This window comes from Pyxidicoccus trucidator (genome assembly GCF_010894435.1).
Taxonomy (GTDB): domain Bacteria; phylum Myxococcota; class Myxococcia; order Myxococcales; family Myxococcaceae; genus Myxococcus; species Myxococcus trucidator.
On the sequence record NZ_JAAIXZ010000007.1, the window covers coordinates 445,227 to 464,537 of the forward strand.

A 19,311-nucleotide genomic window follows, 5' to 3' on the forward strand; every position below is an offset into this window, starting at 1 on the left:
CGTGTTGCTACAGCACGCCGCGCGCCTTGATATCCAGGTAGCGATTCACTGCCGCGAGGCTCAGCTCATCCGGCTGCACGTCCATCATCTGCACGCCGCCCTGGCTCACCCGCGCCTTGAGCACCTCGCGGTCCGTGAGCAGCTCGGAGGCCACCGCGTGCTGGAACGCCTCCTCCGGCCCTGGCGGTGGCGTGCGCAGCAGCTTCTGCAGCGCGGTGTCCTTCACCGACAGGCACAGGGGCACGTGCCGCCTCGCAAGCCGGTGCAGCGGGGCCACCATGGTGGAGGCCTGCTCCTCGTCCAGGAAGTCCGTGAAGACGCACAGCAGGCTGCGCCGCGTGAGGCGGACGTTCAGCTCCTTGAAGAGGGCCAGGTAGTCCACGTACGTGAGGCTCGGCGTGGTGGAGTAGAGCGCGTCCACCATCTTCCGGTATTGCCCGCGCCCCGCCGCCGGAGGCAGGTACGTCTTCACGCCATCCGCGAAGACGGCCAACCCCACCCTGTCCCCATTGCGCACCGCCACGAAGGCCAGGAAGAGGGCCGCGTTCACCGCGTGGTCCAGCTTGGTGAGGCCGTCCACCTGCGCGGCCATGGAGCGCCCCGCGTCCACGCAGATGAGGATGGACTGCGAGCGCTCGGACTCCAGCACACGCGTCACCGGACGGCCCCGCCGCGCGGTCGCCTTCCAGTCCACGTCCCGCACGCTGTCGCCCTGCGCGTAGTCACGCAGCCGCGCGAACTCGCTGCCACGCCCGTCTCGCCGGAGCTTCCGCAGGCCCAGGTTGACCAGGTCCAACGCCGCGCCAGACAGGAGCAACCGGCTGGCCCCGCGCAGGTCCGGGTACACGGAGATGGACTCCGCGGAGGGAAAGACGCGCTCGTGGAAGACGAGCCCCAGCGGCCCGCGCACCCGCACGTGCACGTCCCCGAAGTCGAAGCGTCCGCGCTTGGCGGGCGTCACCCGGTACACCCAGCGCGTCTCGCTGTCCGGCGAGAGCTCGAGCGGCGCCTCGTCGGGCGTGGCGGTGAAGGACTCCGGCACGTCATCCTTCACGCGCACGTCCACCGTGCCCCTGCCCCGGTGCACCAGCCGCAACTCCACCTTGTTGGGCACGCCCACGTTGAGCCGCTGGGGTAGCACCCGGTGCACCTCCAGCCGCACCCGCCGGGCGAAGAGGACATCCACCGCCGCCACCGCGAGCGCCAGCGCGTCCAGCGCCAGCACGGCGCCGCCGAGGCCGGGGAAGAACCCCGCGGCCATCATCGGCAGCGCCAGCAGCGCAAGCAGCACCCAGAGGCGCGGGGTGGGAATCAACGCGGGACCTCCACCCCCTGCACCACCTCGCGCAGCACGTCCGTCGGCGTGGCCCCATCCAGCTCCGCGTCCGGCGACAGCAGCAGGCGGTGCTTCAGCACCGGGCCCGCCAGGAAGCGCACGTCGTCCGGCGTGACGAAGCCACGCCCCCGGAGGGCCGCCAGCGCCTTCGCCGCCAAGAGTAGGTGCACGCCCGCGCGGGGCCCCGCGCCCAGGCGGATGCGGCTGGACGAGCGCGTGGCCGCCACCAGCTTGCGGACGTAGGCCAGCACCGGCGGCTCCACCGTCACTTCGCTGAGCGCCGTGCGCGCCGCCAGCAGGCCGTCCTTCGCCACCGCCGCGTTGACGCCCGCACGCGCCAGGTCGCCCGAGTCGAAGCCGCGGTGCACCGCGGCCAGAATCGCGTCCTCCTCCTCCGGCGCCGGGTAGCCCACCTCAATCTTCAGGAGGAAGCGGTCCAGCTGCGCCTCGGGCAGCGGGTACGTGCCCTCGGACTCCACGGGGTTCTGCGTGGCGAACACCGTGAAGAGGGGCGACAGCACCAGGTTGCGGCCCTCCAGCGACACGCCGCGCTCCTGCATGGCCTCCAGCAGCGCGGACTGCGTCTTGGCCGGAGCGCGGTTGATTTCGTCCGCCAGCAGCAGGTCCGTGAAGATGGGGCCGCGCACCAGCGCGAAGGCCTGGGACTTCAAGTCGAAGACGCTGGTGCCCAGGATGTCGGCGGGCATCAGGTCCGGGGTGAACTGGATGCGCTTGAAGTCCGCGCCGATGCTGCGCGACAGGGCCTTGGCCATCAGCGTCTTGGCCACGCCGGGCACGCCCTCCAGCAGCACGTGGCCGCCGGCGAGCAGGCCCACGAGCATCAGCTCCAGGACCTCGTCCTGGCCGACCACGGCCTTGCGCACCTCGTACAGCACACCCTCGCGGATGGCGTGGGCGGCCTGCACGGCGGCGCCGTTCGAGGTGAAAGCGGGAGCGGTATCGGTGACGTTCATGTCGTTCCGGGAGTGCTGCGCCGGCCGGTGCCGGCGGTGTGGAGGCGTTGGCGCAGCCTGGCCGCGACGGCGGCAAACTGCTGGAGGTCGTTGTCACTGGCCACGGTGTCCGCCTGGGCATTCACCGCCTTGAGTCCCTGCGCCAGGTCCGCGCGGCCCCGCTCGCGCAGCCCGTCCGCCACCGTGGCGGCGGGCGCGTGCGGTGGCAGGCCCGCGTGCAGAGCCAGCTCCTGGGTGAGGCCCCGGGCGATGAGGCCCGCGGCGAAGCCCTGGTGGCGGCCCTCGCGGTACAGGCGGCCCATGGCGAAGAGGGCGTCGGTGGCGCCCACGCGGGCGGACTCGGGCGGAGGGCGCGGGCGGCCGAAGCGCCGCAGCGACACGGACCACAGCACCACGCCGAGCAGCAACTGCGCCACCGCGAAGTGCAGGCCGTAGCGCCGCGCGAAGTCCACCACCGAGCGCTCGTTGGTGAAGCCGTGGTGGAACTCGTCGAACTCGTAGGGGCCGGGGCCCAGGGCGGCCAGGGTGCTCAGCCAGAACTGCGCGTTGTCCGCGCGCGCCAGCGCCCGGTTCATCGCCAGCTCCGGCGCGCCCACCACCAGCACCCGGCCCTGGCCATGCGGCACCACCGCCGCCACCACCTGGCCCAGCCGCTCGTCCTCCAGCACCGGCACCGCGCCCTCCGGGAGCTGGAGGTACGCCTGTACCTTCGCCTCCACCCGCTCCACGCCCAGCGTGTACGGCGTGGGCATGGGAGGCACCAGCGTGCGCATGGGCAGGGTGGTGTCCGCCTTCACGAGCTTGACGGAGAGGGCGTCCAGCAGCGGGTTCTCCCGCGAGCCCCAGGGCACGTACACCAGCGTGCCGCCGCCCCGGACGAGCTCCAGCAGCTTCTCGTGCTCGTCCTCGTCCAGCGCGGCGGCGCGGAAGGCGTTGAAGCCGGTGCGCGGAACGTTCTCGTCCTCCAGGCCGGCATCGGGCTCGGCGGCGAGCCGCGTCTGGTCCGGGTCCTCCTCGTATGCGCCGTCCACCTCCACGGCCAGCAGTACCTGAGTGGCCTGGCCGGAGACGAGGCGCAGGTCCGCCATGCGGCGGGCCACGGGCAGCCCGCTCTCCTGGGCGAGCAGGAAGAGGGCGCGCGCGCCGTCCTCCTGGGCGCGGAAGGTGGACAGCGTGTCGGCGAACTCGCCGCGCCGGGCGCTCTTCACGAGGAAGGAGCCGAGCACGACGGTGAGCACCAGTCCGCCCACCACCAGCAGCGGGAAGCGGTCACGCACCGGCGGCCTCCTGGGGGGCGGGCGCGGCCAGCAGCGGCTGGGTGAGGCTGCGGAACTCGCGGTAGCCCTCGGCGCCTACCGGCAGGTTGCCGTACCACGCGAAGTCGAAGCGCCGCGTCAGCTCGCGGAAGGGCGCCTTCCACTCCGCGCGTCCTCGGAACTGGCGCAGGTAGTCCCAGTTGCTCAGCGTCACGTCGTAGAGGATGGCCCCGTCGCGGTGCAGCCGGGACAGCAGCGCCAGGTACAGGCTGCGCACCGCCTCGCGGTACTCGCCCCGGGCGGCCAGCTCGTCGGCCAGGTGCGCCCAGCCCTCCGGCGGGCGGGACAGCGCGTGCGTCGAGTCCCCCGCCAGCGCCACGGCGTCCACCGTGGACACCTCCAGGCCTCCGCCTTCGCCCTTGCGCTCCTTCTTCAGGTACATGAGCAGCAGTCCGCCCAGCACCACCACCGTCAGCGTCACCAGCAACACGACGAGCACGTTGGCCACGGCGTTGCCGGTGATGAGCGGCGTGTTCAAGTCTCTCGGCGGAGGCGCCGGGTCCCTCTTGAAGAGCTCCTTGAGGAACTCACCCAGCCAGTCGATGAACCGCCGCCACCAGCCCGGGGGCTCGGGGGGCGGCGTGGGCTCGTCGGAGGACTCCACCGGAGGCGCCACCGCGAACTCCGGTCGCGCGAGGATGTCCTTCGCTCGCGCCGTCGCGGCCCTCGCGTCCACCCGGGCCTGGGCGTCCACCGTCTGGGTGGCCTGCGCCAGTCCCCGCTCCAGTGAAGCCAGCGCCGAGTCGCAGTCCTCGTCGTCCCAGGCCTGGCGCTCCACGGTGCGCACCAGCCGGTCCAGCTTGCCCGCCTCGGCGGGGCCGAGCGTGCCCAGGGACTCGAAGCGTTTGTCCTCCGAGGGGCCGGTGCCCTCGCACGCCTCGGCCACGGCGCCCAGCCGCTTCGCCGCGTCGCGGCCCGAGGCCACGGGCGGCCTGGGGGCCTCGTCGTCCTCCTGGGGCTGGGCCCGGGCCGGGCTCGCGGTCAGCAGACTCGCGCCCAGCACCAGCGCCAGCACCGCCGCGCTCCGGGAGCCGAGCGGCCGCCCCGAGCTCCTCGCGGGCAGTTGCTGCACGGCGGCCAGCAAATCCAACCCCTCCTGCCGCACGCGCCCGTCCACCAGCAGCAGCGTGGCCGAGGCGGCGCGCACCGGCTCGAAGAGGGCGAACGTCATGGCCGCGAGGAACAGCAGCCACGAGGGGGTGTCCAGCGAGGCGAAGCGCTCGGCGAACGTCAGGTCGATGCCGGCCAGCTTCCGGCCGAGAATCAGCCCGAAGTTGGCGGCGATGTGCAGGTTGAAGAAGGCCAGCAGCTGCACGCTCATGAGGACGCGCACCAGCATCGCGGTGCCGCGCGCCGGGCCCAGCAGCCGCGAGCACAGGCCATACAGCCGCAGCGGGCTGCCCCGGCCGTGCATCACCGCCGCGTAGCCCACGCACTGCGCGGAGAGGATGAAGAAGCCGATGCCCAGCGTCAGCACCATCATCAGCGTGTTGAAGATGAAGAGGTACGCCACGGTGATGAAGAGCGCGGGCGCGCGGCCCAGCGCGGCCCGCATCGACGCCCACGCGGAGGGCTCGCCCTTCGTACCCAGCAGCACCTCCTGCACGTAGTGGCACGCCGCGCCCTGGCACAGCCCCCGGACGAACCACGCCAGGGTGAGGGCCAGCGAGGGCAGCGCCAGCGGCTGGCCCAGGCGCACCGCCTCGGCCAGGTACAGCACCGCGGCCACGACGGCGGCGCCGCCGGGCACGGTGACGGCCCAGACGCCCGCGTTGCGCGCGCACAGCCGCAGCGCCGCGTCCATGAGGGCCACCGCGCCCCGGGGGCGCAGCTCGAGAGCGGAGACGGCCATGCGCTAGCCCGCCGCCATCTGAGCCACGAGCAGGATGCCACCCCAGACGAGGCCCATCCCCACCAGCGCCAGCACCACGTTGCCCACGGTCCACTCCCGCCGCTCGCCCGGGCCCTCCAGCGCCTTGAGGCGCCGGTCCAGGCAGCTCGCGCAGCGGTTGATGCCCTCGAACTGCGTGGTGCACTCCCGGCAGATGACGCGCCGGCACTCCACGCAGACGCCGAGGCCGGCGCGCTCCGGGTGGTAGTGGCAGCGGCCCGAGCCCTGAATCATGACGCCACCTTACGCAAACCCGGGCCCGCCGCACCACCCCCCGAAGAGGGCGCCTACAACTCGTCGAGGAACTCGTCGTTGTACGTGTAGCGCGACAGTCGCTTGACGAGCGCCTCCATGGCCTCTACCGGCTTCACCGAGTGGAGCATCTGCCGCAGCTTCTTCACCTTCTCGTACTCACGCAGGGTGAAGAGCTTCTCCTCCTTGCGCGTGCCGGACTGGGCGATGTTGACGGCCGGGAAGACGCGCTTCTCCGCGAGCAGCCGGTCCAGCGTCACCTCGGAGTTACCGGTGCCCTTGAACTCCTCGAAGATGACCTCGTCCATGCGGCTGCCGGTGTCGATGAGCGCCGTGCCGATGATGGTCAGCGAGCCGGCCTCTTCCGTCGCGCGGGCGGCGCCGAAGATGCGCTTGGGGCGCTCCAGGGCGCGGCTGTCCACGCCGCCGGACATGGTGCGGCCGGAGTTGTCGATCTCCTTGTTGAAGGCGCGCGCCAGGCGGGTAATCGAGTCGAGCAGGATGACCACGTCCTTGCCGGACTCCACCAGCCGGCGGGCGCGCTCGATGGCCAGCTCCGCCACCTTGAGGTGGTCCACCGTGGGCCGGTCCGAGCTGGAGGCCAGCACCTCGGCCTTGATGCCCCGGCGCATGTCCGTGACTTCCTCGGGCCGCTCGTCGATGAGCACCACCATGACGTGGCACTCGGGGTGGTTGGAGAGCACCGCCTGGGCGATGCGCTGGAGCATGATGGTCTTACCCGTCTTCGGCGGGGCGACGATGAGCGCGCGCTGACCCTTGCCGATGGGGGCGATGAGGTCCAGCACCCGTGTCACCAGCTCCTTGTGGCCGTTCTCCAGCTTGAGCCGCTCGGTGGGGTCCACCGACGTCAGGTCCGCGAAGTGCGGCAGCCGCGGGGCGCCCTCCAGGGGCCGGCCGTCCACGGTGTCCACCTTCTGGATGATGCCCTTGTTGCCGCGCATCTGCGCGAAGGCCGTGAGGTACTGGCCCTGCCGCAGCTTCAGCTTCTGCACCAGGTTCTTCGGCAGCTCCGGGTCGTCCGGCGCCGCCAGCAGGTTGCGCTTGAGCTGCCGCAGGTAGGCGTTGGGGCCCTTGGACTCCGTGTCCAGCACGCCCTCCACCGGCGACAGGTTGGACTGCGGCGCGGCCTCGCGCTGCCGCTCGCCGCCCCCGTGCTGCTGCTGGCGCTGCGGGTGGTGCTGCTCCCGCGCCTGCTGCGGCGCGTGCTGCGGGGCGGCCTGGCCCTGCTGCTGCTGCGCCTGCCGCTGGCGGTACTGCTCCAGCTCCTGCGGCGTCAGGAAGACCTGGACCTGTTGCCCGTCCGGCCCGGGCTGCATCCGGTAGGCCTGGCCATCCGGGGTGAAGAGCACCTGTGCGCCACGACGGCGGCGGCGGCGGCGGCGGCGGCGGCCGCCTGCCTGGCCGGGCTGTCCGGGGGCGCCTCCCTGGGAGGGGCCTCCCGCGCTCGCGCCATCGCCGTCGTCGGGACCCTCGTCGTCGCCCTCGTCGCCGCCGTCGTCATCCGCTTCGGGCGGAGGTGCCGGCCGGGCGGCCACGGGCATCGGAGGAGGGTCTCGGGGGTCGCTGTTATCGGGATTTTCGCTCATGGGTTTCCAGACGGCGCGCGTCCCATGCAGGCCATCCCGGAGGGGAGGCGGAGACGCAGGGTGACTCAGGCTGTGGGACAGGGAGCCGGACGCGGGGCCTTGAAGCGAGCAGGCCGAACCGCCGGTCCCTGGAGCACCCTGGCGGCCCTGAGGCCGTCCGGGATGCATGAACAACACTAACAGAGGCCGGGGGCGGCGCCGCCGCTTTTTTCACCCGATGTTGGGCTTCGGACCTCAATCCACGGTGAGGGTGAAGGGCATCATCGCCTTCATCCCCGGCTGGAGCAGCTCCAGATTCACTCCCGCGGAGCGCGCCAGCGCCCGCAGCGGCTCGGGAATGGCGGGCGGGGGCTCGGGCAGGAGGGAGAGCGCCGCCTGGACGCCCGGCTCCCCTCCGAGCCCGGAGAAGAAGCCCCGCGCCTCGCCGAGGATGACCACGTCCAGGTCCTCGTCGGGGGCCACGCCGGCCCGCTTGCGCGCGGCCTCCACCGCCTCGGGCAGCCCGCCCAGCCGGTCCACCAGCCCGCGCGCTAGCGCGTCCTGGCCGCTCCACACGCGCCCCCGCGCCACCGCGTCCACCTGCGCCTTGTCCAGCTTCCGGCGCGCGGCCACCTCGGTGATGAAGACGTCGTACGAGGCATCCACCCACGCCTGGGCCGCCTTCTGCTCCTCTGGCGTCCACGGGCTCCACGTGTCGAACATGTTCGCCAGCGGCGCCCGGGCAATCGTCTCCTGGCCGATGCCGAGCACGCCGCCCAGCAGCTCCTGGAGCGCGGGCTTGATGTAGAAGACGCCGATGCTGCCGGTAATCGTGGGGGCCAGCGCGAGCACCTCGTGCGCGCCCATGGCGGCGTAGTAGCCGCCGGACGCCGCGACGTCGCCCATGGAGGCGATGACGGGCTTGTGCTTCGCCGCCTCCAGCACCGCCTGGTACATCAGGTGCGAGGCCAGCACGTCGCCGCCGCCCGAGTCGACGCGGATGACGATGGCCACCACGGACGCGTCGTCCTGTGCCTGCTCCAGCGCCCGGATGACTGTCTCGGCGCCGGCAATCTGGCTGAAGCCCAGCGGGTCCTCGCGGCTGCGGCCCCCGGAGATGGTGCCCAGCACCGGCACCACCGCCACGCGGCGCCGACGGCCCCAGCGCCCCTCACGCTCGTCCCGGGGCGCGTAGGTGGTCTTGAAGCGGCCCCCCGGCACCAGCTCCTTCACCTTCGCGTCCAGCTCGGTGGGGAGGATGACGCCGTCCAGGAAGCCCAGCGCGTGCGCCTGCTTCGCGGTGGCCAGGCCCGTGGCCCACAGCTCGCGCAGCCGCTCCGGCGGGTGCTTGCGCGACTCGGCCACGCCCTTCTCGTACCAGGCCACCTGCGTGTCCAGGTACGCGTTCACCGTCTCCCGCCACGCATCGCTGGGCTCGGTCTGGGTGAGCTGCTCGGGCGCCGTCTTGTACTGCCCCACGCGCGCCACGTCCCAGCGCACGCCCAGCTTCTGCATCGTCCCGCCCACCGTCTGGAGGTGCGCCACCAGGCCGTTGATGGGCAGCATCGCCTCGGGCACCGCGTAGACGCGGTCCGCCGCCGAGGCGATGAAGTAGCCCCGGTCGTCCGCCGACAGCAGCACCGCCATGACGCGCTTGCCGGAAGCGCGCAGCCGCAGCACCGCCTGACGCAACTCCTCCGCCTTGCCCCAGTCCACCCCCGGCAGGCCCTCCATCTTCAGCACCACGCCCGTCAGCCGCTCGTCCTTCGCGGCCAGGTCCAGCCACCGCGTCAGCCGCAGATACGGGTCCGTGTCTCTCGCCCCCAGCAGGGCCAGCAGCGAGCTGGTGCCGCCGGCCAGCACGTCGTTGAGGTCCAGCATCGTCACCACGCCGCCGGGCGGGCGCAGGCTCCGGTAGCTCTCGCTGGACAGGCGCAGCGCCACCACGTGGTCCGTCCCGTCCTCGGTGCCGCCCGCCGCGTAGGTGAGGCCGAGGCCGGACGTGTCCACCGTCGCCGCCACCTGGAGCGCCAGCGGCACGCCGCTGACGAAGCCGTGCGACACGCCCGCGCCCAGGCGCACCCCGGGAATCACCTCCGCGTTCAGCGTGTACGTGGCCCGCCCCTGGCGGAAGGCCCCCTCCGAGAAGAGCCAGTCCACGCCCAGCGTGTAGCGCTCGTCCAGCGGCCTCAGCCCCAGGCCCAGGTTGTACTGGCGCTCCAGCTTCACCTCGCCCTCCTCGGGGGCGTTGAGGTCCTTCACCACCGCCGCCAGCGACAGCCCGCGCGCCGGCCTCGCGGTGAGGCCCAGGTCGAAGCTGGACAAGTCATCGAGGTCGTCATCGTCCGAGCTGAAGCCGTGCCACGCGCCGCCCAGCTGCAGCGTGCGCGAGCCCAGCGACAGGCCCAGCGACGTCTTGCGGTAGTCCGGCTCCGCGTGGCCGCGCACCCACTCCATGGCGCCGCCCAGGCCCAGGCCCAGCAGCCGCGTGGCCAGGAAGACGCCGTCTCCCACGCCGTCGCGCACCAGGTTGCGCTCGTGCAGGTAGAAGAGCTGGCTGCCGCTGACGTAGCCGAGCCCCGCCGGGTTGAGCGAGAGGGACGTGGCCTCGTCCACCAGGGCCGCGCCGGTGGGTGGCAGCGTCACCCCCCGCGAGGGCTGCTGGGCGCTGTCGATGGCGCCCGTCTGGGCAAGGGCAAGCGAGGGGAGCAGCAGGAGGGCGAGCAGGCGCATACGCCCCGGGACTCTAGGCGTCGAGGGCCCCGGGACAAGCGCCGCGCGTCACCAATCCTCGGTTCCGGACACCCCGTCCAGCGGGTCGTCCGCTTTCTTCTTCTTCTCCGACGCCTTGGTGCGACCGCCGCGGTCCTCGGCGCTCCAGTCCTCGGTGCCGCCGCGGTTGTCCAGCGGGTCCGAGCTGCGAGTCACCTTCTCGCCGCTGCCGTTCACCAGCTGGTTCACCATGCGCTCCATCTCCGCCTTCAGCTGGCCGAACTCGTCGCCCTGGAGCGCCACGCGCCGGCCGCCCAGCCGCTGGCCGCTCTTCACGTCGTAGTAGCCCAGGTGCAGCTCGGCGCCTTCCTCCAGCGCCTTCAGCGTGCCCACCATGACCCTGTCCAGCCCCAGCGACTGGCCCATGGCCGTGACACCGGAGGACTTCTGTCCGGCGCGCATCACCTCGCCCGCCACCCGGTCCAGCTGTACGTCATAGGCCTTGTACGCGGCCGTGGGCACCAGGTCCGTGCTCATCTCCACGTCGTCCGTCGTCACCTCCAGCAGCTGGCCGTGCTGCCGGAAACCGGGGCGCTCCATCCGCACCAGGTGCTTGCCGATGGCCAGCGCGGGCAGCGTCACCGGCGTGTAGCCCACCAGCTCTCCGTCCACGTACACCCGCGCGCCCGACGGCCGGGACTTCAGCGTGGCACCGCCGCGCAACTGCGCGGTGCGGCCGGTGGCCACCTGCACGCGCAGGGCGAGGTACTCCCGGTTGAAGCGCTTGGGGGACAGCTCGTAGGTGGGGTTGAGGGCAATCAGGTCCATCAGCACCAGCTTCGCCTCCTCCACGTCGCCGCGCAGGTGGAGCACCGCGCCGTAGAGGGCCAGCGCCTCACACAGCGGCGAGCAGCCGCGCATGGCACCCGCGGCCGACTCCAGCTCCTTGAGGGTGCCGCGCACCTTCTTCTCCGCCTCCTCGTACTCCTTCTTGTCGAAGGCGGCGACGCTCTCCGAGAAGCTCTTGCGCGCACGGTCCAACGATGCCTTGGAGGCCGTGTCCTCCGGCATGCCGAACAGCTCCTCGGGCTTGCGCACGGCGAAGCCGTCGAAGTTCCCCAGGGCATCGTTCATGTAGGTCTCCATCCGCACCCCCGCGGACTCGGAGGCCGGGTCCATGGGCACCAGGAGACTGGAGACGCGCCGCGCCGGGGGGGGGGCCGCCAGGGCCAGCGTGGGGAGGAGGGCGAGGAGAAGGGCTTTCATGGGGAACCTCGGAGCAGGCGACGCGAGCCGCCCGCCGGACATTCAAACCCTGCGTCTCAGAACCCGACGCCGCCGGACACGGGATTCCAGCCGTTTCCGCCCCTGTCCTGGTTGGCCACGTAGACGGCGCCGGCCGTCACCGCCGCCGCCCCGCCCACCACCGCCCAGAACCAGGGCTTCTTCAGGAACTGGGGCGCGCGCGAGGGGCCACTCTCCGCGACGCGGGGCGCCATGGCTCCATTGACGAAGCCGCGCACCTGCTCCGCGGCGGCGGCCGTGTTCTGCTGGGCGTCACGCGGCGTCAGCTCGATTTCCACGCCGCGCAGCCGCGCCTTGGAGCGCAAATCCCACGCCTGGAGCTCCGCCTCGGCGCGGCCCTTCTTGTCCCGGGACACCGCGGCCAGCACCACGTAGCGCGCGCTCAGCCGCTCGCCCACGGCCCGCGCCTCGGCGGGGACCGCGTCCTGGTCGAAGGCCTTCTCCGTGGCGGCCGCGGCGGCGGCGTCGCGCATGGCGGACAGGCCCGGCGAGGGCTCCAGCTTCGCCTTCACCTCGGCGGACGCGGAGGACTTCACCTCCGTGTAGTAGGCGGAGGGCACGTAGCCGGGCAGCGACACCACCACCGGGTGCAGGCCGGCGGGCACCTCCACGCCGCGCAGCGGGGTGACGCCCACCTCCTGGCCGCGCACCAGCACGCGGGCGCCGGTCGGCTGCGAGTCCACCACCAGCGTGCCCGCGGGCCGCCCCTTCACCGCCGTCATCGCCTCCACGTAGGCCGACTGCACCTCCTGGCTGAACAGGGCGCTGTCGGGGCGCGCGGTGGGCTCGGCCACCACGGCGCTGGTGAAGGCCTGCGACGCGCCGGCCGTGTTGCCGTTGAGCAGCCGCGAGGCGCCCAGGAAGATGTACGTCTGCGCCAGCCGCTCCGTGCTCAGCTCCGCCGGGGACTGGGTGTAGGCCTCCGCCGCCGCCTGGAACTTCAGCTCCGCGGCCTCGGGGTCCAGGTTGTCGTAGGCGGTGCGGCCCTCCTCGAAGAGGGTGTCCGCCTTCGTCAGCGAGAGGGGCGCGGGCGGCGGGAAGGCCGCCCCCAGGTCCACCAATTCCACGCCGCCGCCCATGCGCAGGTTGCGCAGCAGCTCGCCCTCCAGCTTCACCGCCGCGTCCGCCGCCGCGGGCGTGCGCGCCACGGCGAACAGCGCCACCGGGCCGGACGCCGTCATCGCGAGCGACGGCACGTCCTTCACCGGCGTGTCCCTGACGGGCGTGGAGGCGGGAGGCTTCGGCGCCACCGGGGTGGCCACCGCGGGCTTCGCCGGCTTCTCCAGCGGCGTCACCGGCGTCGCGCTCTCCCCCGGGGTGGCGGGCTTCTCGTCGGGGTCCCCGAAGACCATGGGCTCCGGAGACGCCACGTCCGTCGTCGCCGTCTCCGGCTCCTCCTCGGTCGGCACCTTCTTCTTCTTCGACGGTGCCTTCTTCTTCTTCACCACCTTGGTGACGGTCGCCTTCTTCTTGGACGACTTCTTCCGGGTGGTCTGGGCGTGCGCGGGGAGGACGGCCAGGAGCAGCGCGAGCAGCAGGGCGAGTCGGCGGAACGTGTTCACGGCGCGGAGCCTAGCCGAGCAGGGGGGCTCCCTCACAAGTCCCGCCCCGTCCGGAAGGCCCCGCCGGGGTGGGGAAGGACCCGCACCGGGAGGGGGCAGGTCCGTTCCCGGCGGAAGTGGGGGGGCTAGACGTCCAGGTCCTGGACCTCGGCCGCCCGCTCCATGATGAACTTGAAGCGGGCGCTCACGTCCTTACCCATCAGGTCGTTGATGAGCCGGTCCGTCTCCAGCGGGTTGTCGATGGTGACGCGCAGGCTCATCCGCTGCTTCGGGTCCAGCGTCGTCTCCTTCAGCTCGTCCGGCGTCATCTCACCCAGGCCCTTGAAGCGCATGATGTTCGGCTTCGCGTTGCCCTTGGTCTTCTCCCGGATGATGCGGTCCCGGTGCTCCTCGTCCAGCGCCCAGTACGTCTCCTTGCCGAGGTCCACCCGGTACAGGGGCGGCTGGGCGATGTGGATGGCGCCGCTCTCGATGAGCGGGCGCAGGTGCCGGTAGAAGAAGGTGAGCAGCAGCGTGGCGATGTGGTGGCCGTCGCTGTCCGCGTCCATCAGCAGGAAGACGCGCCCGTAGCGGAGCTTGGTGATGTCGAAGTCCGTGCCGATGCCGCAGCCCAGCGCGGAGACGATGTCCTGCAGCTCCTTGTTCGTCGTCACCTTGTCGGTGGACGCCTGCTCCGCGTTGAGCACCTTGCCGCGCAGCGGGAGGATGGCCTGGGTGCGCCTGTCCCGGCCCTGCTTCGCCGAGCCACCTGCCGAGTCGCCCTCGACGATGAACAGCTCGCTCTGTCCCGGGTCGGTCGAGGAGCAGTCCGCCAGCTTGCCCGGCAGGTTGAGCCGGTGGCTGACGGCCGTCTTCCGGCTGATGGCCTGGGACGCGGCCCGGCTGGCCTCGCGCGCGCGGGCGGCGAGGATGATGCGGGCCACCACCGCCTCGGCGATGGACTTGTTGTCGTTGAGCCACTTCTCCAGCGCCGGCCGGAGCACGCCGTCCACCTGGGCCGCCACCTCGGGGTTGTTGAGGCGCCCCTTCGTCTGGCCCTGGAACTGCGGCTCCACCACGTAGGTGGAGAGGATGGCGACCATGCCCTCGCGGATGTCCTCCGCGGTGAGCGTCACGCCCTTGGGCGTCAGGTTGTGCGTTTCAATGTAGTTGCGCACCGCCTTCACCACGGCGCCGCGCAGGCCCGCCTCGTGGGTGCCGCCCAGGTTGGTGGGGATGCCGTTGACGTACGAGCGGATGTGCTCGTCCGTGGCCTCCGTCCACGCCAGCGAGGCCTCCAGCCGCACCCCGTTGTCACGCGAGTGGTAGAAGGTGACGCTGCCCGGCGGCACCATCGGCTTCTGCCGCTCGGCCACCACCTTGGTGAGGTACTCGGCGATGCCGCCGTCGTGCTTGTACGTCACGTGCGTGTGCGGGTGGGCCGTGTCATCCTTCCAGATGACCGTCATGCCCTTGTGCAGGTAGCTCTTGGCCTCCAGCCGCTCGCGCACCAGCTCCGCGTCGAACTTCAGCTTCTCGCCGAAGATTTCGGGGTCCGGCTCGAAGGTGACGGACGTGCCCGTGCCGCGGCAGGGGCCCTCCACCTTCAGCGGGGTGGTGGCCCGGCCGCGCGAGTAGTTCTGCAAGTGCCGCTTGCCGTCGCGCTTGATCTCCACCACCAGCTTGCGCGCCAGGGCGTTGACCACCGAGCTGCCCACGCCGTGCAGACCGCCCGAGTGGATGTAGTTGCCCTGCTCGAACTTGCCGCCCGCGTGCAGCGTCGTGAGGATGACCTCCACGGCCGGCTTCTTGTGCTTGGGCATGATGTCCACGGGGATGCCGCGCCCGTTGTCCACCACGGTGATGCTGCGGCCGTCCTTGTGGAGCGTCACCTCGACGGTGGTCGCGAAGCCGTTGATGACCTCGTCCACCGAGTTGTCGAGGATTTCCCACAGCAGGTGGTGATAGCCCGTGCTGTCGGTGCCGCCGATGTACATCGCGGGGCGCTTGCGCACCGGCTCCAGGCCCTCGAGGACCTGGATGTCCGCGCCTGTGTAGCTTTCCTTCTTCGTCGCCATGGCGTCCTCTGACTACTCCTTCTTCTCAGGCAACTGGATGAAGGCGATGGGCCGGGCCACCTTCTCCACCGCGTCGCGCTTCGACATCTCGTGGCCCTTGCCGCCGCGGCCCGTCACCTCGTACTTCGCCGGGGACAGGTGCAGCTGGCGGCCCTTCTGCGTCTCGAACTCCAGCTTCGCGTCCTTCTCGTTCGGCTTGACGGCGAGGAAGTCCACCACCGCGTCGCCCTCGTCCACCTTGATGACGGTGACGCCCTTGCCGGGCCCCGCCAGCTCATTCACCTCCGCCACCTTGCACACCAGGGCGCTCGTCTTGCGGGTGAGCACGGCGACCAGGTCCTTCTCGCCCACCGGCTGCACGCCGATGATTTCGTCGCCCTCGCCCGTCTTCGCGTAGCGGCGGCCGGCGCGGGTGGAGGCCTCCAGGTGCGGCTCCAGCAGGAAGCGCATGCCCAGGCCGTGCTTCGTCACGCCCAGGAGCTTCTCGTGGCGGGGCAGGCGCGCGTCCAGCGACAGGGCGGACACCACCCGCTCGCCGTCGTCGAACTTGAAGAACTTCTGCACCGGCTCGCCGTAGCCCGTGGAGGCGGGCACGTCGTTGAAGCGGGTGACGTACGCGGTGCCGAAGTTGCTGAACAGCACCAGGTTGGCCTTGAGGCTGCCGGCCAGCACCGCCATGACGGCGTCGCCCTCGCGCAGGCGGGTGGAGGCGGGGTCCTTCACCTCGCGCACGCGCTTGAGCCACCCGTCACGGGTGAGGACGACGTGGGCGTCCTCGTCGGCGATGAAGGACTCCTCGTTGAACTCCAGCTCCTCGGAGCCCGCGCCGCCGATGCGGGTGCGGCGCTTGTCGCCGTACTGCGTCTTCAGCTCGAGCAGCTCGTCCCGGACGACGCTCCAGACCTTCTCCTTGCTCTTGAGGATGCCCTGGATGCGCTTGATGGCCGCGCGCTTCTCCTTGAGCTCTTCCTGGACGACGAGGATTTCGAGTCGGGCCAGCTTGTAGAGCTTCATCTCCAGGATGGCGTCCACCTGGACCTCATCCAGCTTGAAGCGGGCGATGAGCTTCTTCGCCGCGTCCTGCTTGCCCTCGGACGCGCGGATGATCTTGATCATCTCGTCGAGCGCGTCGTAGACCTTCTCGAAGCCCTCGAGGATGTGGACGCGCCGCAGCAGCTCGCCCAGCTCGTGCTCGAAGCGCTTGCGGACGACCTCGTTCCGGAAGACCAGGAAGTGCCAGAGGATGGCCTTGAGGTCCAACCGCTGCGGGGTGCAGACCTCGGGGTTGTCCTCGTTGGGGACGAGGCAGGTGAGGTTGACGCCGAAGTTCGTCTGGAGCGGCGTCTGCTTGTAGAGGTACGCCATCACCAGCTCGGGGTTGGCGTCCTTCTTCAGCTCCAGGACGATTCGCACCTCCTTGGTGGACTCGTCGCGCACGTCGGTGATGAGCGGCATCTTCCGCTCGCGCACCAGGTCGCCAATCTTGGCCACCAGGGTGGACTTGTTCACCGTGTAGGGGATGGAGGTGATGATGATGAGCTGGCCGCCGCGCTTCAGCTCCTCCAGCTTGTACTCCCCGCGGATGCGGATGCTGCCCTGGCCCGTCTCGTAGATTTCGCGCAGCTCGGGCTTGCTGTTGAGCACCTGCGCGCCGGTGGGGAAGTCCGGCCCCTTGACCCACTTGAGCAGGTCCTTGGTGACGAGGTTCGGGTTCTCGATGAGGGCCACCAGCGCGTCCACCAGCTCGCCCAGGTGGTGGGGCGGGATGTTGGTGGCCATGCCCACGGCGATGCCGGTGGTGCCGTTCATCAACAGCTGCGGCACGCGGGCGGGGATGACGACGGGCTCCTGGAGCGAGCCGTCATAGGTGGCCCGGAAGGGGACCGTCTTCTTGCCCAGCTCGGTCAGCAGCTCGCTGGCCAGGGCCGCCAGGCGGCACTCGGTGTAGCGCATGGCCGCGGCGCCATCGCCGTCCATGGAGCCGAAGTTGCCGTGGCCGTCCACCAGCGGGTAGCGCAGGGAGAAGTCCTGCGCCATGCGCACCAGGGCCTCGTAGATGGAGGCGTCGCCGTGGGGGTGGTACTGGCCCATGACGCTGCCGACCACCTTGGCGGACTTCTGGTACTTGGCCTCATGCGTCAGCCGGTGGTCGTGGTACATGCCGAAGAGGATGCGGCGCTGCACCGGCTTGAGGCCGTCGCGCACGTCGGGCAGGGCGCGCGAGGTGATGACGGACAGGGCGTAGTTGATGTACCGGCGACGCGCTTCGTCGGCCAGCGAGGCCGGAACGGAATTCTCCCCACCACCACCACCGGCCCCCGCCGCGCCGCCGCCACCGCCACCACCCCCGGCCCCCTGCTTCTTTCGCGTCTTCGTTTCGGCTTCTGCGAGCATGGTCATCAATCCAGGTGAGAACGCCTCGTACCCGAACGCGGCGCGCGGTCCGCGCACTCCTCACTTTCGAGTCCGGAGGTATGTAACAGGGCGGCGGGACTACCATGGCCCCCTGACATTGGGAACGAATTCGGGGGGTTGCGCACTCTCCAGCCACTCCCACCTATACGGCCGTGCAGTCCTGCGCTCCAGTAGAACCCGCCTGCAACCCCGCGAAATTCCGGGGTTGTGGGCCTGACTGGTTGCCGTGGGGACGGGACGGTGGGTGTGGGGGGTACCGGACTACCCGTTGTCGCCGGAAGGGGAGGCGGGCGGGCGGGACTTCTTGGGGGCCACGTTGGGGGTGCGACCCCAGTTGCCGTCCTTGAAGATGCGGACGCCCCGGCCGGAGGCGCCGCCGCCGATCATCCCCGGAATCGTGGCCTGGAGGGGCTTGCCGCCCGGGGGCTGGTAGACGACGCGGACCTTGCGGGCGGACGGAATCGCGGGGCTGGTGGCGTCCACGAGCAGGTAGACGGTGTCCTCGTCCGAGTGGAGCCGCTCGGTGTCCTGGCGGTGGTTGAGCTCGGCGAGCAGCTCGCCGTCATCGGCGGAGCGGGCGTTGTCCGCGAGCAGGCGCACCTTCACGCGCAGCCAGGTCTCCGGGGGGCCGCCGTTCTCCTTGGCGGCCTCGCGGACGCCCTGGATGACGATGGCCAGGTCGGCGCCATTGCCCGGGGCGTCGCCCGTCAGGCGCATGCCGGTCTGCTTGCTGGAGTCGGTGTCGAGCAGGAGGGTGGCGTTGGCGCAGCGGCTCTTGCAGGCGTCGCCCCAGGGGGCCCGGTCGAAGCGCAGGCGCATGGCGAAGTCGCTGCCCTGGGGGCCGATGGTGGCATCGACGATGACGGGCCGCTCTCCGTCGGGGGGGGCGGTGTAGCGGAAGGTCGGCTTCTCCTTCGCGGCGAGGCTGGTGCCGGCGGCGAGCAGGGTGCAGACCAGCAGCGGCAGCGGGCGCATCACGGGGTGGACCTCCTCGGGGGGCGAAGGGGTCGTATTCAAGTGGGAAGCGGCCCGCGGCTTCAAGTCCCGACGTTAGAGTGGACGCGGAGGAGGACGCGGAATGCGCAAGCCATACGTTCGGCAGCTCAAGCTCGGCCCCATGGACAACTTCGTCTACCTGGTGGGGCCGGCGACCTCGGATGAGGTGCTGGTGGTGGACCCCGCGTGGGACGTGGAGGCGATTGAGCGGGTGGTGAAGGAGGAGGGAAAGCGGCTGGTGGGCGCCTTCGTGTCGCACTGCCACTTCGACCACATCAACGGGCTGCCGGATTTGCTGACGCGGCACGACGTGCCGGTGTACGCCCAGCGCGAGGAGGTCCAGTTCTCCGCGGAGCTGCGCGAGCTGGGTGACGCGCTGCGTCCGCTCGGGCCCGGGGACGTGGTGAAGGTGGGGCAGGAGGACTTCCGGGCGCTGCACACGCCGGGGCACACGCCGGGCTCGCACTGCCTGCTGGCCGGGGACGCGCTGGTGTCCGGGGACACGGTGTTCATCAACGGCTGCGGCCGGTGCGACATGAATGGCGGCAACCCGGAGGAGATGTACCGCTCGCTGTCCCAGGTGCTGCTGAAGGTGCCGGACACCGCGAAGCTGTGGCCGGGGCACGACTACGCGGACGTGCCGGTGACGTCCATGGGCGACGTGCGGCACAAGAACCCGTACTTCGCCTTCAACGACGTGGCCTCGTTCGTGGCGTTCCGGATGCGGCCGAGGAAGTAGGCGCGCGGCGGGGCGACGCTGGAGGCCCGGAGGCGACTCCGCGAGCCCCGCGCCGCCTGCCCGCCGGCGCAGTGCCGCCCCTCGCGACGCGAGCCCACCTTCCTCTCGCGGGGACCCTTGGCCCCGCCGGATGCTGAAGGGAGGCCACCGGTGCACGGGACGACACCAGC

13 protein-coding genes are annotated in these 19,311 nt (G+C 71.3%); 1 reads left to right on the top strand and 12 read right to left on the bottom strand.

Features of this window, described 5'->3' with window-relative positions:
• Window positions 1-7: 7 nt before the first annotated feature.
• The 12 genes from G4D85_RS21975 to G4D85_RS22030 form a co-directional block, all read right to left on the bottom strand.
• Window positions 8-1,315, bottom strand: coding sequence for a DUF58 domain-containing protein (locus G4D85_RS21975; RefSeq protein ID WP_164015013.1), 1,308 nt, complete (start codon window positions 1,313-1,315; stop codon window positions 8-10).
• Window positions 1,312-2,310 (bottom strand): AAA family ATPase, encoded by a 999-nt coding sequence (locus tag G4D85_RS21980; protein WP_164015015.1) that lies wholly within the window; start codon window positions 2,308-2,310, stop codon window positions 1,312-1,314. The genes G4D85_RS21975 and G4D85_RS21980 overlap by 4 nt, the downstream gene beginning before the upstream one ends.
• Complete coding sequence (locus tag G4D85_RS21985) at window positions 2,307-3,587, bottom strand: DUF4350 domain-containing protein (protein ID WP_164015017.1); 1,281 nt, start codon at window positions 3,585-3,587, stop codon at window positions 2,307-2,309. The genes G4D85_RS21980 and G4D85_RS21985 overlap by 4 nt, the downstream gene beginning before the upstream one ends.
• Window positions 3,580-5,478: a DUF4129 domain-containing protein gene (locus G4D85_RS21990; RefSeq protein WP_164015019.1), complete on the bottom strand. Its 1,899-nt coding sequence runs from the start codon at window positions 5,476-5,478 to the stop codon at window positions 3,580-3,582. The genes G4D85_RS21985 and G4D85_RS21990 overlap by 8 nt, the downstream gene beginning before the upstream one ends.
• 3 nt (window positions 5,479-5,481) lie before the next feature.
• Window positions 5,482-5,751: a hypothetical protein gene (locus G4D85_RS21995; RefSeq protein WP_164015021.1), complete on the bottom strand. Its 270-nt coding sequence runs from the start codon at window positions 5,749-5,751 to the stop codon at window positions 5,482-5,484.
• A gap of 53 nt (window positions 5,752-5,804) precedes the next feature.
• Entirely contained in the window at window positions 5,805-7,376 is a 1,572-nt protein-coding gene (rho, locus tag G4D85_RS22000; RefSeq protein ID WP_164015023.1) for a transcription termination factor Rho, read from the bottom strand.
• A gap of 234 nt (window positions 7,377-7,610) precedes the next feature.
• A complete protein-coding gene (gene sppA, locus G4D85_RS22005) occupies window positions 7,611-10,088 on the bottom strand; it encodes a signal peptide peptidase SppA (RefSeq protein WP_164015025.1) in 2,478 nt (825 codons plus the stop codon).
• 48 nt (window positions 10,089-10,136) lie between these two features.
• A complete protein-coding gene (locus tag G4D85_RS22010; RefSeq protein ID WP_164015027.1) occupies window positions 10,137-11,333 on the bottom strand; it encodes a PEGA domain-containing protein in 1,197 nt (398 codons plus the stop codon).
• A gap of 56 nt (window positions 11,334-11,389) precedes the next feature.
• The gene (locus G4D85_RS22015) at window positions 11,390-12,934 is read right to left on the bottom strand and encodes a PEGA domain-containing protein (protein WP_240359430.1); all 1,545 of its coding nucleotides are present in this window, start codon (window positions 12,932-12,934) and stop codon (window positions 11,390-11,392) included.
• A gap of 125 nt (window positions 12,935-13,059) precedes the next feature.
• Window positions 13,060-14,991: a DNA gyrase/topoisomerase IV subunit B gene (locus G4D85_RS22020; protein WP_164015032.1), complete on the bottom strand. Its 1,932-nt coding sequence runs from the start codon at window positions 14,989-14,991 to the stop codon at window positions 13,060-13,062.
• A 12-nt stretch (window positions 14,992-15,003) separates the two neighbouring features.
• Window positions 15,004-17,385: a DNA gyrase/topoisomerase IV subunit A gene (locus tag G4D85_RS22025; RefSeq protein ID WP_205525647.1), complete on the bottom strand. Its 2,382-nt coding sequence runs from the start codon at window positions 17,383-17,385 to the stop codon at window positions 15,004-15,006.
• Between the two features lie 282 nt (window positions 17,386-17,667).
• Entirely contained in the window at window positions 17,668-18,381 is a 714-nt protein-coding gene (locus G4D85_RS22030; RefSeq protein ID WP_164015218.1) for a hypothetical protein, read from the bottom strand.
• 103 nt (window positions 18,382-18,484) lie between these two features.
• Between G4D85_RS22030 and G4D85_RS22035 the strand changes: the two genes are divergently transcribed.
• Window positions 18,485-19,141 carry an MBL fold metallo-hydrolase gene (locus G4D85_RS22035; RefSeq protein WP_164015036.1) on the top strand — a complete coding sequence of 219 codons (657 nt, stop codon included), beginning with the start codon at window positions 18,485-18,487 and terminating at the stop codon, window positions 19,139-19,141.
• The last annotated feature ends 170 nt before the right edge of the window (window positions 19,142-19,311 follow it).

Excerpts from the sequence above, each read along its gene's own strand:
- sppA (WP_164015025.1), bottom strand. The coding sequence starts at position 10,088 with ATGCGCCTGCTCGCCCTCCTGCTGCTCCCCTCGCTTGCCCTTGCCCAG.
- rho (WP_164015023.1), bottom strand. The coding sequence starts at position 7,376 with ATGAGCGAAAATCCCGATAACAGCGACCCCCGAGACCCTCCTCCGATG.
- G4D85_RS21990 (WP_164015019.1), bottom strand. The coding sequence starts at position 5,478 with ATGGCCGTCTCCGCTCTCGAGCTGCGCCCCCGGGGCGCGGTGGCCCTC.
- G4D85_RS22030 (WP_164015218.1), bottom strand. The coding sequence starts at position 18,381 with ATGCGCCCGCTGCCGCTGCTGGTCTGCACCCTGCTCGCCGCCGGCACC.
- G4D85_RS22035 (WP_164015036.1), top strand. The coding sequence starts at position 18,485 with ATGCGCAAGCCATACGTTCGGCAGCTCAAGCTCGGCCCCATGGACAAC.
- G4D85_RS21980 (WP_164015015.1), bottom strand. The coding sequence starts at position 2,310 with ATGAACGTCACCGATACCGCTCCCGCTTTCACCTCGAACGGCGCCGCC.
- G4D85_RS22010 (WP_164015027.1), bottom strand. The coding sequence starts at position 11,333 with ATGAAAGCCCTTCTCCTCGCCCTCCTCCCCACGCTGGCCCTGGCGGCC.
- G4D85_RS22025 (WP_205525647.1), bottom strand. The coding sequence starts at position 17,385 with ATGCTCGCAGAAGCCGAAACGAAGACGCGAAAGAAGCAGGGGGCCGGG.
- G4D85_RS22020 (WP_164015032.1), bottom strand. The coding sequence starts at position 14,991 with ATGGCGACGAAGAAGGAAAGCTACACAGGCGCGGACATCCAGGTCCTC.
- G4D85_RS21995 (WP_164015021.1), bottom strand. The coding sequence starts at position 5,751 with ATGATTCAGGGCTCGGGCCGCTGCCACTACCACCCGGAGCGCGCCGGC.